At 65.3% G+C, this 13,693-nt stretch carries 15 protein-coding genes and 1 pseudogene; 5 read left to right on the top strand and 11 right to left on the bottom strand.

Annotated features, from left to right (window positions below; all coding sequences use genetic code 11):
- Positions 1–31: 31 nt before the first annotated feature.
- The 4 genes from ACTJKF_RS27325 to ACTJKF_RS27310 all read right to left on the bottom strand — a co-directional run bounded on the left by ACTJKF_RS27325 (position 32) and on the right by ACTJKF_RS27310 (position 4,095).
- Complete coding sequence (locus tag ACTJKF_RS27325; RefSeq protein ID WP_440627763.1) at positions 32–1,411, bottom strand: MFS transporter; 1,380 nt, start codon at positions 1,409–1,411, stop codon at positions 32–34.
- 87 nt (positions 1,412–1,498) lie between these two features.
- The gene (locus tag ACTJKF_RS27320; RefSeq protein ID WP_440627761.1) at positions 1,499–2,428 is read right to left on the bottom strand and encodes an SMP-30/gluconolactonase/LRE family protein; all 930 of its coding nucleotides are present in this window, start codon (positions 2,426–2,428) and stop codon (positions 1,499–1,501) included.
- A gap of 21 nt (positions 2,429–2,449) precedes the next feature.
- Entirely contained in the window at positions 2,450–3,397 is a 948-nt protein-coding gene (locus ACTJKF_RS27315) for an NAD(P)-dependent oxidoreductase (protein WP_440627759.1), read from the bottom strand.
- The gene (locus ACTJKF_RS27310) at positions 3,397–4,095 is read right to left on the bottom strand and encodes an RraA family protein (protein WP_440627757.1); all 699 of its coding nucleotides are present in this window, start codon (positions 4,093–4,095) and stop codon (positions 3,397–3,399) included. Before ACTJKF_RS27310 ends, ACTJKF_RS27315 begins: the two co-directional genes overlap by 1 nt.
- A 165-nt stretch (positions 4,096–4,260) precedes the next feature.
- On the opposite strand from ACTJKF_RS27310, the gene ACTJKF_RS27305 reads away from it, so the two are divergent.
- Together ACTJKF_RS27305 and ACTJKF_RS27300 are read left to right on the top strand one after the other, a co-directional pair.
- On the top strand, positions 4,261–4,971 hold the full coding sequence (locus ACTJKF_RS27305) for an IclR family transcriptional regulator (RefSeq protein WP_440627755.1): 711 nt from the start codon (positions 4,261–4,263) through the stop codon (positions 4,969–4,971).
- 244 nt (positions 4,972–5,215) lie between these two features.
- Positions 5,216–5,713 carry a hypothetical protein gene (locus tag ACTJKF_RS27300; protein WP_440627753.1) on the top strand — a complete coding sequence of 166 codons (498 nt, stop codon included), beginning with the start codon at positions 5,216–5,218 and terminating at the stop codon, positions 5,711–5,713.
- Positions 5,714–5,892: 179 nt separating this feature from the next.
- Here ACTJKF_RS27300 and ACTJKF_RS27295 read toward each other — a convergent pair whose 3' ends face one another.
- The 4 genes and pseudogenes from ACTJKF_RS27295 to ACTJKF_RS27280 form a co-directional block, all read right to left on the bottom strand.
- The gene (locus tag ACTJKF_RS27295; protein ID WP_440627751.1) at positions 5,893–6,216 is read right to left on the bottom strand and encodes a winged helix-turn-helix domain-containing protein; all 324 of its coding nucleotides are present in this window, start codon (positions 6,214–6,216) and stop codon (positions 5,893–5,895) included.
- A 118-nt stretch (positions 6,217–6,334) separates the two neighbouring features.
- Positions 6,335–6,520, bottom strand: a pseudogene (locus ACTJKF_RS27290) (molybdopterin-dependent oxidoreductase); the annotation flags it as partial.
- Positions 6,521–6,535: 15 nt separating this feature from the next.
- A complete protein-coding gene (locus ACTJKF_RS27285) occupies positions 6,536–7,303 on the bottom strand; it encodes a DeoR/GlpR family DNA-binding transcription regulator (protein WP_440627749.1) in 768 nt (255 codons plus the stop codon).
- Positions 7,304–7,346: 43 nt separating this feature from the next.
- Entirely contained in the window at positions 7,347–8,027 is a 681-nt protein-coding gene (locus ACTJKF_RS27280; protein ID WP_440627747.1) for an MgtC/SapB family protein, read from the bottom strand.
- A gap of 262 nt (positions 8,028–8,289) precedes the next feature.
- Here ACTJKF_RS27280 and ACTJKF_RS27275 point away from each other — a divergent pair, with 262 nt between their 5' ends.
- Entirely contained in the window at positions 8,290–9,234 is a 945-nt protein-coding gene (locus ACTJKF_RS27275) for a choline ABC transporter substrate-binding protein (RefSeq protein ID WP_440627745.1), read from the top strand.
- A gap of 52 nt (positions 9,235–9,286) precedes the next feature.
- A complete protein-coding gene (locus ACTJKF_RS27270) occupies positions 9,287–9,967 on the top strand; it encodes an HAD family hydrolase (RefSeq protein WP_440627743.1) in 681 nt (226 codons plus the stop codon).
- An 84-nt stretch (positions 9,968–10,051) separates the two neighbouring features.
- Here the strand turns inward: ACTJKF_RS27270 and ACTJKF_RS27265 are convergent, their stop codons facing one another.
- Positions 10,052–11,095, bottom strand: coding sequence for a porin (locus ACTJKF_RS27265; protein WP_440627741.1), 1,044 nt, complete (start codon positions 11,093–11,095; stop codon positions 10,052–10,054).
- A 264-nt stretch (positions 11,096–11,359) separates the two neighbouring features.
- Here ACTJKF_RS27265 and ACTJKF_RS27260 point away from each other — a divergent pair, with 264 nt between their 5' ends.
- A complete protein-coding gene (locus ACTJKF_RS27260; RefSeq protein ID WP_440627739.1) occupies positions 11,360–11,950 on the top strand; it encodes a GNAT family N-acetyltransferase in 591 nt (196 codons plus the stop codon).
- Between the two features lie 178 nt (positions 11,951–12,128).
- Here the strand turns inward: ACTJKF_RS27260 and ACTJKF_RS27255 are convergent, their stop codons facing one another.
- On the bottom strand, positions 12,129–12,329 hold the full coding sequence (locus ACTJKF_RS27255; RefSeq protein ID WP_440627737.1) for a hypothetical protein: 201 nt from the start codon (positions 12,327–12,329) through the stop codon (positions 12,129–12,131).
- 32 nt (positions 12,330–12,361) lie between these two features.
- Complete coding sequence (locus tag ACTJKF_RS27250; protein WP_440627735.1) at positions 12,362–13,690, bottom strand: DUF3422 family protein; 1,329 nt, start codon at positions 13,688–13,690, stop codon at positions 12,362–12,364.
- Positions 13,691–13,693: the final 3 nt, after the last annotated feature.

Genomic DNA, 13,693 nt, shown 5'->3' with positions numbered 1-13,693 from the left:
TGTTTTATGGGTAGGTTTGACGAAGTGAAATTCACGGCTCGCGGGCTGCCGACGCTTCGCCTGCGTCCGCGCCCGGATCGCCGAGCCATGCGATGGTCAACGCGCCGATCAGCAACACACCCGACACGGCGACGAGCGGCGCGGTGAAGCCGCCGGACCATTGCTTGAGCGCACCGATCATCGACGGCCCGACGAAGCCGCCCAGATTGCCCACCGACACGATCAGCGCGAGTCCACCCGCGGCGGCCCGGCCGGTGAGGAATCCTGACGGGATGGCCCAGTACGTCGCCTGGAACGCGAGGATGCCGCTCACGGTGAAGCACAGTGCGATCAGCTTGAAAACCGGCGCGTCGATGAACGTGCTCGCGCACAGCGCGATAGCGGCCACGGCCAGTGCGCCGGCGACATACGGGATGCGGTTGGACGAACGATTGGCGATACGCGCCCACCCGAGCATCACGCCGGCGCCGACCGCATAGGGAATGGCGGTCAGCCAGCCGACCACCGCGTGTTCGACGCCGAATTGCTTGATGATCTGCGGCATCCACAACCCGACGCCGAGCGAGCCCACGATCCCGCAGAAGTTGATGAACGCGAGCACGAACACGCGCCAGTTGGTCATTGCGTCGCGCAGGCTGCTGCCGTGCTTCGCGCCGATGTCGCGCTGTTCGTAGGCAAGGCGCTTCGCGAGCGACGCCTTCTCGTCGTCACTGAGCCACGCTGCCTTCTCGGGACGGTCGGCCAGCACGAACAGGCACGCGATGCCGAGCAACACCGCGGGCACGCCTTCGATCAGCAGCAGCCACTGCCAGCTGCGCAGGCCATGCAGGCCGCCGAGTTCGAGCAGCGTGCCGGAAACCGGCGAGCCGATCATGTTGGCGACGGGAATGCCGACGAGGAACGCGGCCGTCACCTTCGCGCGCCACTTGCCCGGGAACCAGTGCGTGAAATACAGGTAGATGCCGGGGGTGAATCCGGCCTCAGCGAGCCCGAGCAGGAAGCGCGCCGCCGCAAAGCTCTTCGGTCCGACGACAAACGCCGTCGCCATCGAGAACAGCCCCCACGTGATCATGATGCGCGCGATCCATACGCGCGCCCCGACCTTCTGCATGATCAGGTTGCTCGGAATCTCGAACAGAAAATAGCCGACGAAGAACAGGCCCGCACCGAAGCCGAACTGCTCGGACGTGAGGCCGAGATCCTTGTTCATGGTGAGCGCGGCAAACCCGACATTGGTTCTGTCGAGATAACTGATCACGTAGCAGATGAAGATGAACGGCAGAATCCGCCGGAACGCCTTGGCCAGCGTGCGTTCGCTGGCTGCGTAATCGGCGTCGGCAATGCGCTCCGCGCGTTGCGCGTCGGCGCGCCGTGCGTCGTCGCCGGCGCGCAGGGCATGCGAAATGGTCATGCTTGTCTCCTCCATCGCGCGGCTTGCGGCGCGATTTCTCGGCATACGGACCAGGAGCCGACCGAGCGGCATCCCGGCAAATGGATCTCAGTCTTGCTTCGTGGCCTGCCTGGGCAGCGGGCCGGCAATGGCCATTTCCGCCTTCAGGACGGAACCGGAAGTCGATTCGGTGATGAACAGCGTCTTCATGTCCGGGCCGCCGAAGCAGACGCTCGTGAGCGACGCCCCTTTCGGCCCGGTCAGGATCTCGACAGGCTCCGCGCAGTGATTGAGCACCCACACGCGGCCAAGCCCCGGATTGGCCACGAACAGACGGCCTTCGAGATCGACCGTGAGGCCGTCGGGCCCGCTCGGTCCGTATGACGTGAAGAACTGGCTGACCTTGCTGACCGAGCCATCCGCCTGAAGCGGTATGCGCCAGACGCTGTTGCCGCGCGTCATCGCAACGAACAGCACTTTCCCGTCAGGTGACAGGACGAGTCCGTTCGGACTCGGGCATGTGCCGAGCAGCATGTCGAGCTTTCCGTCGGGCGACAGCCGATAGACGCGGCCCGTCGGATCATGCAGCCCGGTCTGCCCCTGGTCGGTGAAATAGAGGTTGCCGGCCGAGTCGAACGTCAGGTCGTTCACGCCCTTGAAGCGCTCGGTGTTGCGGCGCTCGAGATAAGGACGGACTTCGCCGCGCTTGATGTCGAGCAGCATCAGGCCGTTCCGGTAGTCGGTGATGATCAGGTGCGATTCATCGAAACGCTTCATCCCGTTCGGTTCACCGTCGTATTGCACGACGAGGTCCCACTCGCCGGACGGCGAAATGCGGAAGACGCGGCCGTACGGAATGTCGGTGACGAACAGATAACCGTCCGGATCCCAGACCGGCCCCTCGAGAAAGGAATCCGTGACCATTCCGCCGCGATTCGCGCGCGCCCATTCCGTACGGACGTCGGGCTTGCGGAACTTCTCCGGCATGCGCGTGAAAACTGCAGCCTCGCGCACGTCGGGATTCGTGAGATAAAACATGCCCACCTCGATGTTCAGGTTTCAGACCGCGCTGTGCGCGCGCTCGTCGAGCGCCGCGAGGAGGTTGGCGGCAGCGCCCTTCCCCATGTTCACGTACGCGGCATCGCTCACGCCGCCGATGTGCGGCGACAGGATCAGGTTGGGAATCCGCTGGAACGGGTGCGGCGCCGTCATCGGCTCCACGCCGAAGCTGTCGAGCCCGGCCGAGTGCAGCTGGCCGCTGGCCAGCGCGTCGGCCAGCGCGGCTTCGTCGATCAATCCGCCACGCGCGGTATTGACCAGAATCGCCCCGCGCTTGAAGCGCGCGAGCGTGTCGCGGTTGAGCATCTGGCGGTTATCTGCCGTCAACGGGCAATGCATCGATACGACATCCGACTCGGCGTACAGCGTGTCGAGCGTCACCCGCTTCACGCCGGCCGGCGCTTCCGTCGCAAACGGATCGAACGCGATGACGTTCATGCCGAACGCCGCGCCGATCGCGGCCACGCGCCGGCCGATCGCGCCGAGGCCGACCAGGCCGAGCGTGCGCCCGTCGAGTTCGACGGACTTGTGGGTGGCCTTGTCCCAATGCCCGTCACGCATGCGGATATCGAGCTGCGGAACGGACTTCGCGCACGCGAGAATCAGCGCCCACGCGTGCTCCGCCACGGCGGCCGCGTTCGCGCCGACAGCGGCGCGCACCGCGATGCCGCGCGCGGCGGCCGCCTCCTGGTCGATGACATCGATGCCGCTGCCGTGCTTCGAAATCACCTGGAGGTTCTCGGCGGCGTCCATGATGCGGGCGTTGACCTTGCCGTACCGGACGACGATCGCGACCGGCTTGTGCGCGACGCACAGCGCCACGATGTCGTCTTCGGTCGGTTGCTTGCCCGCGAACACGACGTCGAACTGCGTCAGCATGTCGAGCGCTTGCGGTGCAAGATCAGCGGCGGTCACGAGGACCACGGGCTTATGCGAAGTGGTCTGCATTACAGTGCCTCGCCTTCGGCCAGCATGCCCGCGGCGCGCAGTTCCTTCTCGATCCAGCCCGGACGCACGTCACCCTTGTGGATGGCCGCGATGCGCGCCGTCTCGGCGTCGAGCTTCTTCTGCGCGAGTTCGACGATACGCGCGACGTCACCGCGCGGAATGACCACGACGCCGTCGGCATCGCCGACCACCAGGTCGCCCGGATTGACGGCCGTGCCGCCCACGGAGATCGGCGCGTTCACGAGTCCCGCGACGCTTTTGGTCGGGCCGCACGGATTGAGGCCGGCCGCGAAGATCGGATAGTCGCCGTTGGCAAGTTCGTGTGCGTCGCGCACCGCCCCGTCGATGACGATGCCGGCGATGCCGCTCGCCTTGGCCTGCGTCGCCATGATTTCGCCGAGCAGCGCGCACGAGATGTCGCCCTTGCCGTCGACGACGATGACGTCGCCGGGCTTCGCGACGGCAAGCGCCGCATGGAGCGCGAGGTTGTCGCCCGGACGCACTTCAACCGTGATCGCGGGACCGGCGACCTTCATCTTCGGCGACAGCGGACGCACGCGGCCATGCACCGTGCCCCGGCGGCCCGCCACGTCGGCGAGGATCGCCGCCTGATAAACCGCGGCCGCCTGGACGAGTTCGGGCGACACGCGTTCGATGTCGCGATTGATCGGAGAAGTGCTTGCGGATGTCTGGCTCATGATTCGACCTCGGGTTGTTCGTTGTACTCTGTACAACACTGGTGTACTCAATGAAATCACTATAACCAGACGAGCTGCCCGACGGCACTGGCGTTTACCCTTTTACGTGGTAAACCATCGTTTTACTGTGTACAATCTCTCGTGACGGATGACCGGAGAGGAAGAATGGGAAATGACGGGGTAGTTGCCGTGGAGAAAGCGCTTTCGCTGCTGGACTGCTTCAAGCCCGGCGCCGAATCACAATCGCTCGCGATGCTCTCGCAAGCGTCCGGCATGCACAAGACGACGGTCTATCGCCTCATGAACTCACTGGAGCGGATGGGGTATGTCGTGCGGTCGCAGGCGGGGAACTACTCGCTCGGGCATCGCGTACTGTATCTGGGCAAACTGTTCGAGCAGTCGTTCCATCTGTCGTCGGTAGTCGAGCCCGCATTGCATGCGCTGGCTGCGCTGACGAAGGAAAGCGCATCGTACTATGTTCTCGATAACGGTCAGCGGCTTTGCCTGTTCCGCGCGGAACCATCGGAAGGGCTCCGGGAAACGCGCGTCGCCGGGACGACCCTCCCGCTCGACGACACGGCCATCAGCCAGGTGATCCGTTACTGGGGACTCGGTGAATTGATCCATGACGCACCGCCCGCGCTGCCGCTCTTCACCGCCGGTGCGCGCGATGTTCATACCGCGGCGTTCGCGATCCCGATCTTCGGTGCCGGCGACAAGTTCATGGCAGCCCTCACGCTTTCAGGAGCGGCCTCGCGCCTCAGTGCCGCGCACGAGACCGGTGCACTCGATCGCGTACAAATCGAGGCGGCGGCCGATCTATCCCGGCGACTGGGTGCCAGCGCGGCCTTCTGCGAGACGTTCTACGGCGTGTGACGGGCTATCGAAGCCCGGCATGTCGGACCGCGCTATCGCAGCGCCGTCATGTCCTGGACTCCGACACGAACGGCCCTTGCAGCCGGCAGATCCGACCTCGGGCTGTCTGACTGACGCAAATTCCGGAAGCAGGGACTCGAAAGCGCACAGGATCGAAGCGTGAAATTCGCCAGCGTGACGTCGCTTTTTCGTTATCGTTATATCCGGTAAGATACATCGACATCTGCACCACCGGAGACACACCATGCCCCGCACGCCGACGTCTCGCGCCCCGCTGCACGTCGCACGCGCCCAAACGTTGACGCTGACACCGACGCGCAAGATCAGCGCGCTGCGGCCGTTACCGAGCGACGATCGTGCGCAGCAGGTCACCGATGTCGTCGACGCATACCGGCGGCTGCGCGGCAGCGTGATGCGCTTCATCCGCGTGTTCTCCGCCGCGAGCGACGATACGCTGTCCACGCTGAGCCTGCGCGACCTGCTCGCGATGCTCGAACATGACGCGCGCGCCGCCCGCTTCACGCGGCTGGCCGACCTCGATCGTGCGATCGGGCTGGCCCGCGGCCTCGAACGCACGCGCGACGACGTGTTCTCCGATGCCTTCAGCAACGACCCGGCCGCAATGCACGACGCGGTGGCCGCGCTCGAGCGCGCCGACGTGCTGCTGGTCGGGCTGTGCGTCGAACACGTGATCGAGCGTCACACGCCCGCATCGCGCTCCGAATCCGCTGCCCTCTGTTAAGCAGCGAATCGGGCGTTTCACCGGCATTTCCACCGTTATATTCCGTGGAATATTCTGCGAATCTTTCACGCATCCGTCTCCGGCCCGTCGGGTCCGGATCGAGGTCCACCACGCGGCCGCCGAGTTCGCGATCGAGGGCACGGCCGCCGGCACCGGGCAACCACGCAACCGCACAAGCGTCAGCGGCGCACCATCCTGGTCAGTGCGCCGATTTCGTCGGCGCAGGCCGCGTACGCGCGTTCCTCGATCTCGCGATAAAGCCGGATGATTTCCTCGCCGACCGGCGTGAGCACGCTGCCGCCGCCGCTCTGGCCGCCATGTTCGGACACCATCGCCGGCGACTTCAGCGACCGGTTCAGTTCGTCCATCAGCAACCACGCGCGCCGGTACGACATCTCCAGGCTGCGCGCCGCCGCCGAAATCGACCCGTGCTCGCGCACGGCCTCGAGCAGCGCGACCTTGCCCGGCCCGAGCGCGATCGTGCCGGCCTGCTGGATCCGCATTCTGAACCGCACCTCTGGCTTGGGGTGTGCCGCAGTCTTCATGTTGTTTGCCGGTTGAACGATGCGGGCAAGCATACACGATGGATGGCGCGGCGCAGGTTCGGATTTCCAGCACGCGCGCGACGATCACACGCTCGCCGACGGGCGTGTTGAACAGTTCATGCCAGGAAAACGTGACCGCATAGCCGTCGTGCGCATACGCGATGAACACCATGCGCTTGAAATCGCCCGGCATGTCGCTGCGCAGGCCGGCTGCTCCGATCCGATCCTTCAGCAGCCCACCGCGATACGGTCGAATCGCGCGCGCCGCCGGTTTGCGTCACGACAGCACGATGTGCTTGATGGCTTTCTTGAGGCTCTTGTAGCTGTCGACCGATTCCGCCTTCTGGTCCGTCACGAGCGTGCCGATCCGCGCGGGTTCGCAAAAACCGATCCGGCTGTTCGTGCCGAGCTTGCTGAAGTCGGCCAGGATCGCGACGTCCGCCGCGTTGGCCACCATCGCGCGCGCGACTTCCGTTTCCATCCGGTCGTAGTTCGTCGCGCCGCGCACATGGTCGACGCCGACCGGCGACAGCAGCGCGAGATCCGCGCGATAGCGGAAGATCTCGGCGACCGTCCCGTCACCCACCGTCGCGGCCGCGCGGCTGCCGATCATCCCGCCGAGCAGGATCGTCTCGTTCTTCGCCTGCCCGGGGTCGCTCGAGCGCATCTTCAGCGCGACGTCGATCGAGTTCGTGACGATCGTCAGGCCGGACAGCTTCGCCAGTTCCTCGGCCAGCAGCGTCGTGGTGGTGCCCGCGTCGATGAAGAGCGTCTGCGAGCCCGAGACGAGCCGCGCCGCGGCGCGCGCGATCGCCAGCTTCGCCTTCACGTGCGTCTGCGCACGCTCGGCGATCGGCGCTTCGTCACCCACCTGCACCGCGCCACCGTGCACGCGCTTCAGCTCCCCCATCGCCTCGAGATCGACGAGATCGCGACGCACGGTTTCCCGCGACACGTTCAGGTCGGCCATGATCCGGTCGGTCGAGACGCGCTGCATCTTCGATAACAGAAGCCGGATCCTCTGATATCGCTCTTCTTGCCACATGAAATGTCCTCGGAAATGAACGCCAATGGTATTCGAACCGCGTCTACGCGGCGCTCTCCTCCATCTTTTTGATGCCGACGAGGGTCTGCAGGGATTGACGGACCGCCTGGAATTCGCGGCTCGTCATCTTCGAGAACACCACGTGGATCCGGTCGTCGCCGGGCGCCGCGTCGTCCTGCTCGATGACGAACTGGACGATCCGCGCGTGGTCGATTCCCGGTATCGCCTGCAGCGACGTCAGCTTCACCGCGCCGCGGCTCGCGAGGATGCGCACGCCCCAGCGCTGCCGCGCGGCGAAGAAGCGCTTCTCGATCGGCTTCAGGCCAGCGAGGATCGTCAGCACGATCGCCGTCGCGGCGATCGCGGCCACGTACATGCCGCCGCCCACCGCGAGCCCGACCGCCGCCACCACCCACAGGCTCGCCGCCGTCGTCAGCCCGCGGATGATCTCGCCGCGCAGCATGATCGACCCGGCACCGAGAAAGCCGATGCCCGACACGACCTGCGCGGCGACCCGCGACGGATCGAGCGACACGTTCTTCGCGTTCTGGATGTCCGCGAAGCCGAACGCGGACACGACCATCACGAGCGCCGCGCCGACCGCCACCAGCATGTGGGTGCGCAACCCGGCCGCCCACGACAGCCGCTCGCGCTCGATGCCGATGATGCTGCCAAGCAATGCGGCCAGCAACAGGCGGGAAATGATTTCCATCTGACTGATCATGCGAGGTCTCCTTCCGTTAACCGACTTGATGAAACGCGGCCCGCCCGGACCGCCGCCCGAGTTCGTCTGCTTTCGAATTCCTGACGAATCACACACACCGCAAGTTGTATTTTTGTGTGAACTTGCGATTTTGTGCGTTCTAATATACGTTACGAAAAACGCCACAGCTAGACCCAAGTTCGTTCGTTTCATCCGATCAATACGATCCACTCGTCGGACCATTCACCCAACCCGATCCGGAACACTTGCTTAGGAGACCAACATGAAGAAGATGGCATGGATGATGGCTGCAACGCTGCTCGCGTCGATCGCGACGGCGCCCGTTCACGCATCCGAAGGCGACGTCTGCAAGAAGGTGACGCTCGGCGATGTCGGCTGGAGCGACATCGCGGCCACCACCGGCGTCGCGATGATGCTGCTCGACGGGCTCGGCTACGAAGCCAGCAAGACGATCGCGTCGCCGCCGATCGTGCTGGCCGGTGTGAAGAAGGCGCAGATCGACGCGTTCCTCGGCTACTGGGATCCGAGCATGACGTCGACGGTGAAGCCGTTCGTCGACGCCGGCGCCGTGCATCTGCTGCCGCAGCCGAACCTGGTCGGCGCACGCTACACGCTGGCCGTGCCGCAATACACGGCGGACAAGGGTCTCAAGAGCTTCGCCGACATCGCCAGGTTCCGCGACCAGCTCGACGGCAAGATCTACGGGATCGGCGCCGGCAACAACGGCAACGCGCTGATCCAGCGGATGATCGACAAGAACGAGTTCGGGCTCGGCGGCTTCAAGCTCGTCGAATCGAGCGAGGCCGGGATGCTGGTGCAGGTGACGCGCGCGGTGCAGGAACATCGAATGATCGTGTTCCTGGCGTGGGAGCCGCATCCGATGAACATCAACTACAAGATTTCGTACCTCGAGGGCGGCGACAGCGTGTTCGGCCCGAACTACGGGTCGGCGAAGGTCTACACGCTCGTCACGCCCGGCTATCTCGAACGCTGCCCGAACGTGGGCCGCCTGCTGACCAACCTGAAATTCACGACCGACGAAGAAAACCAGCTGATGGTGCCGATCATGAACCACGCGGATCCGGTCGCGGTCGCCAGGGAGTGGGCGAAGAAGAACCCGGGCGTGCTGTCGAAGTGGCTCGACGGCGTCACCACCATCGACGGGAAGAACGCGAAGGACGCGATCGACAAGCTGATCGGCGCATAAACGAGCAAGCGCGCAAGCAGACAGGCGCGCCCTACAACGCAAGGACTTTTACATGCACAAGAATCTCGCGCTGTTCGACCTCGATCACACGCTGCTGCCGCTCGACAGCGACCAGGCCTGGGGCCGCTTCATCACCCGGGTCGGTTCGCTGGAAAGCGACGAGCACGCGGCGCTGATCGACGAGCACTACGGCCACTATGCGGCCGGCACGCTCGACATGGACGCGTATCTCGCCGTCACGCTGGCGCCGCTCACCCGCTATCCGCGGGCACAGCTCGAACGCTGGCACGCGCAGTTCATGGACGAGGTGATCCGGCCGGCCATCACGCCGCAAGCGCGCGCGCTGGTCGACAACCATCGCGAGAACGGCGATCTCTGTTGCATCGTCACCGCAACCAACGTATTCGTGACGGGGTCGATCGCCGCCGAGTTTGGCGTCGAGCATCTGCTCGGTATCGAACTCGATACCGACGACGGCACGCCGGCCGGACAGTTCACCGGACGCAGCGTCGGCGTGCCGAGCTTTCGCGAAGGCAAAGTCGTGCGCACGAACGCATGGCTCGCTGCGCTCGGCTACACACCGTCGGATTTCGAGCGGACCTACTTCTACAGCGACTCGATCAATGACGTGCCGTTGCTGGAGGCCGTCACGCATCCGGTCGCGACCAATCCCGATGCACGGCTGTCGCAGGTTGCCGGCGCGCGCGGCTGGCCTGTCATCAAGTTGTTCTGATTCGGGCGAGGCGCTCCGATGGCGCGCCCGCCGTTCGGACGTCGCCCGCTTCGGCAACGTCCGTGCTGCCCGTCGCTCAAACCGTCAGAACTTGTGACGCAGGCCGATGCGCGTGACGAACTGCGTGTTCGCGCCCGCGCTGCCGATGAACGACGGCGACGAACCGATTTCCGCTTGCACCGGCACCACGCGGCCGTCGACCGTGTTGCTGCCCGACGCCTTCTGATAGGCCGCGCTCACGTACACGTCCGTGCGCTTCGACAGCACATAGTCGAGCGCGGCGTTGACCTGGTGCCATTTGCCTTCGACGTGGTCGTCGAGCTTCGAGAACGTGTAGCCGAGGCCCGCGCTCAGTGCCGGCGTGAACGCGTAGCGGCCGCCGATTTCATAGTTGTTCAGCTTCGACGATTCTCCCGACAGCGGTTCGAACCGCGTATGCGTCCAGTTCGCCCACACGAGGCCCGCCGCGATCGCATAGCGTGCGCCGACACCGAACGTCTCGAGGTCGCGCAGGCCGAGTGTGTTGAGGTTCGCGATGCTTACGCCGAACGCGGGCGATGCACCGTTCGGGAAGCGGACGTTCGTGTATGCGGCACCAATGCCGAACGGCCCTTGTGCATAGTTCGCACCGAAGCTGTACGCACTCGACGCGCCCTGTGCACCGGTCGTCGGCGGCGTGCCCGCGAACTGCGTCGAATTCGAGAAGCCGTACATCGCGCCGAACGTCAGCCCCGCAAAATTCGCGCTCTGGAACTTCACTGCGTTGTTGATGCGGCCCGACGTCAGTTGATCGAGGTCGTTGATGTGATAAGCGTAATTGCCGGCCGGCGTCTGGCTGCCCATCGTGTAGTTGCCGCCGATGTAGTCGGTCGAGAAGGAGTACTGGCGGCCAAAGGTCAGCGCGCCGACGCCGTTCTTCGACAACCCGACGAACGCCTGACGGCGGAAGATCGCACCATCCTGGCCGATCGTGCCGTCGCCGCTGCTGAAGCCGCTTTCCAGCAGGAACAGCGCCTTCAGCCCGCCGCCGAGATCCTCGGTGCCGCGGATGCCCCAGCGGCTGCCCGCCGCGACGCCTGCCGGCGTCACGGCCTTCGATATATCTTGCGGAATATATCGAGTTGTCATCGAACCGTAAACGATTATTCGGCTTCCTGGCGCCTTTCATCGACCCGTGCGCGCAGCTTCCGTGAGCCATGTCAATCCGACGCGAGAACTCAAAACGCGACGAGGCCCGTGCCGATATCCCGCATAATCGGGCGTTCAACGGCGCAGCCCGGGGAAGCATCGTCCGAGCGCAACAATTCGCAACAGGAACGGACGCGATCCGGCTCGCCGCACCGGGCGAATCCCAGCCCATCCCGCTGAACGCTGAAGACAGGACATCGACACATGGACCGAGCCGAGCACATCAGCATCGAACAGGCGGTCGAGCTTCCCGCCGACGAACTCGCCGGATGCGACTTCTCGTTCGAGATCGCGTGGGAGTTGAATGCGCCGTATCAGGATCTGCTGGATTTGCGCGCGCGGCCCGCGCGGCGCAAGGACTACGGCTTCGACCCGATCGGCTGGATGCGCGACGCGTCCGGCGCCATCGCGCTGTTCCGCGCGAGCGCGGGCGGACGTCTCGCGGGATTCGTCGCGATCAACGAAAGCCGGAACGGGATGGCCGAGATCGCGGAATTCGCGGTCGATCGCACGTGCCGGCGGCAAGGCATCGGCCAGCTCCTGCTGGCGGCCGCGGAAGCGTGGGCGCGCAGCCGCGGATTCCGCTTCATGCGGCTCGAAACGCAGGCGAACAACGTCGCGGCCTGCTGCACCTATGCACGTGCGGGCTTCGTCGCGGGCGGGCACGACCGCTTGCTGTACGCCGACGGCGCGAACGACGGCGAAGTCGCGCTGTTCTGGTACAAGGATCTGCGCGACGGGCAGACCGCGAAGAGCCGGACGGTGGATCCGGCATCGATGCGGCCGCGCGCCTGACGCGCGACGGTCGGCCGCCTCGACATCGGTCCTGCTTGCGCGCGACGCCGGGGCGGTGACGTCAGTCAGCTTCGCTCAAAGGAGCTTGACCATGAACACGCGTGCCGCCCCTTCCGGTTGCGACAGCAGCGTACCGCAGCGCCTGCGTGACGCTGAATCGACGCGAGACGATCCCGCGTCAGTTGTACCCGAGAATCGCGACCGACGCGACATCCGGCCGATCGATCGTGCCGCCGACGAGCGACGTCATCGGTTCCTGCATCGCCGCCTGATACGAGCTCACGTGCACCTCTTTCGGCGCGCCGGACTCGTCCCACACCGGCTCGTCGAATGCGTCGATGCCACTGAAAAACCTGGGTTGCGTTTGCATATGATTCATCTCCACTCCTCTTTTGATATGTCGTCAATGTTCTAACTTGCCTGTTTCAACGCCGCTACCGACACGGCCGGCACGGGCGCGCCGTCATGTACGGCCTCCGACCTGGCGAGCTGCGCGCGCGTGCGCCGCGTGATGTGAATCACCGCGAACACGACCGGTGCGATCAGCAGGCCTTCCGCCAGTTCGGGATCGACCGGCAGGTTCATCACGTGCAGCGCCTTGAACGCCGCGGTTGCGAGCGACAGCACGTAGTACGAAATAGCGGCCACCGACAGCCCTTCGACCGCATGCTGCAGATGAAGCTGGTTGCGCGCGGTGCGCTCCATGCCGGCCAGCAGGCGCGTCACGTCCTTTTCCTGCGCGAGATTCACGCGCGTGCGCAGCAAGTCGACTGCACGGGCAATCCGCGCGGCGATCTGCTCGTGACGCGCCCATACGCTGCGGCAGGTTTCCATCGCCGGCGCGAAGCGCCGCTCCATGAATTCCGCGATCGTCGGCATCCCCTCGATGCGCTCCTCGCGCAATTCGTGAATGCGCGCCAGCACGAGCTTTTCGTACGCACGCGATGCGCTGAAGCGACCGCCGGACCCCGACAGCGCCTCGACCCGCACGGCGAGATGCGTCAGCTTCACGAGCAGGGCCGCGTCGTCGCCAGCGGCGCCGCTCGCGTCCATCCGCTGCATCAGGGCATGCAACGCCGCATGGATCTCGTCGAGTTCGCGGCTCATCCGCCGCGCGACCGGCAGCGCGAGCAGCGCCATCATCCGGTACGTCTCGATTTCATACAGGCGCTGCAGCAGGCGGCCGCCCTGCTCCTCGCGGAAATCCTCGTCGACGACGAGAAAGCGCATGAAGCCGTCGTCGCGCACATGCCAGTCGCAGAACACCTTGCCGCCGCCGAGCACGTTGCTGCCGACGAGCGCGGGCCCGTCGATCCAGCGTCGCAAGTCGCCGCACACGAGCCGCGCGGCATCGCCCGACAGCAACTCCATGCGCACCGCGACGAAGCGGATGCCCGCAAGCCGCGCGAACCATGCGGCCGGGATGCCTTCGATTGCCAGATCGTCGAAATAGCCGGTGTCGCGGCGCGGCGCGACGAACGTGAAGGTCGAGAATTCGGTGTGGCGCTCCCACTTCAGATGCCAGCCGCACCGCGACTGCACCGCGTAGTGGGTCGCGCCTTCTTGCGGCGCAGCAATGCCGGTATCGCTGCACAGCGCATGCAGCAGCGTGTCGTGGATGTCGGGCTGGCCGTCCGTGTAGACCGCGTAATGCGTGAGCGACACGGCTTCGGCGAGCCTCAGGAACGGCCGGGCATGCAATTCCGCGGCCAGTGCGGCGCGCAACGGATGATCCATCATCGG

It is taken from the genome of Burkholderia sp. 22313 (genome assembly GCF_052045245.1).
In the GTDB taxonomy this organism is placed as follows: Bacteria; Pseudomonadota; Gammaproteobacteria; order Burkholderiales; family Burkholderiaceae; genus Burkholderia.
This window is presented reverse-complemented; position numbering and strand designations above follow the sequence as displayed.

Bases quoted from the DNA above. Each gene is read 5' to 3' on its own strand.
- ACTJKF_RS27325 (WP_440627763.1), bottom strand. From the start codon at position 1,411: ATGACCATTTCGCATGCCCTGCGCGCCGGCGACGACGCACGGCGCGCC.
- ACTJKF_RS27320 (WP_440627761.1), bottom strand. From the start codon at position 2,428: ATGTTTTATCTCACGAATCCCGACGTGCGCGAGGCTGCAGTTTTCACG.
- ACTJKF_RS27315 (WP_440627759.1), bottom strand. From the start codon at position 3,397: ATGCAGACCACTTCGCATAAGCCCGTGGTCCTCGTGACCGCCGCTGAT.
- ACTJKF_RS27310 (WP_440627757.1), bottom strand. From the start codon at position 4,095: ATGAGCCAGACATCCGCAAGCACTTCTCCGATCAATCGCGACATCGAA.
- ACTJKF_RS27305 (WP_440627755.1), top strand. From the start codon at position 4,261: ATGGGAAATGACGGGGTAGTTGCCGTGGAGAAAGCGCTTTCGCTGCTG.
- ACTJKF_RS27300 (WP_440627753.1), top strand. From the start codon at position 5,216: ATGCCCCGCACGCCGACGTCTCGCGCCCCGCTGCACGTCGCACGCGCC.
- ACTJKF_RS27295 (WP_440627751.1), bottom strand. From the start codon at position 6,216: ATGCGGATCCAGCAGGCCGGCACGATCGCGCTCGGGCCGGGCAAGGTC.
- ACTJKF_RS27285 (WP_440627749.1), bottom strand. From the start codon at position 7,303: ATGTGGCAAGAAGAGCGATATCAGAGGATCCGGCTTCTGTTATCGAAG.
- ACTJKF_RS27280 (WP_440627747.1), bottom strand. From the start codon at position 8,027: ATGATCAGTCAGATGGAAATCATTTCCCGCCTGTTGCTGGCCGCATTG.
- ACTJKF_RS27275 (WP_440627745.1), top strand. From the start codon at position 8,290: ATGAAGAAGATGGCATGGATGATGGCTGCAACGCTGCTCGCGTCGATC.
- ACTJKF_RS27270 (WP_440627743.1), top strand. From the start codon at position 9,287: ATGCACAAGAATCTCGCGCTGTTCGACCTCGATCACACGCTGCTGCCG.
- ACTJKF_RS27265 (WP_440627741.1), bottom strand. From the start codon at position 11,095: ATGACAACTCGATATATTCCGCAAGATATATCGAAGGCCGTGACGCCG.
- ACTJKF_RS27260 (WP_440627739.1), top strand. From the start codon at position 11,360: ATGGACCGAGCCGAGCACATCAGCATCGAACAGGCGGTCGAGCTTCCC.
- ACTJKF_RS27255 (WP_440627737.1), bottom strand. From the start codon at position 12,329: ATGAATCATATGCAAACGCAACCCAGGTTTTTCAGTGGCATCGACGCA.
- ACTJKF_RS27250 (WP_440627735.1), bottom strand. From the start codon at position 13,690: ATGATGGATCATCCGTTGCGCGCCGCACTGGCCGCGGAATTGCATGCC.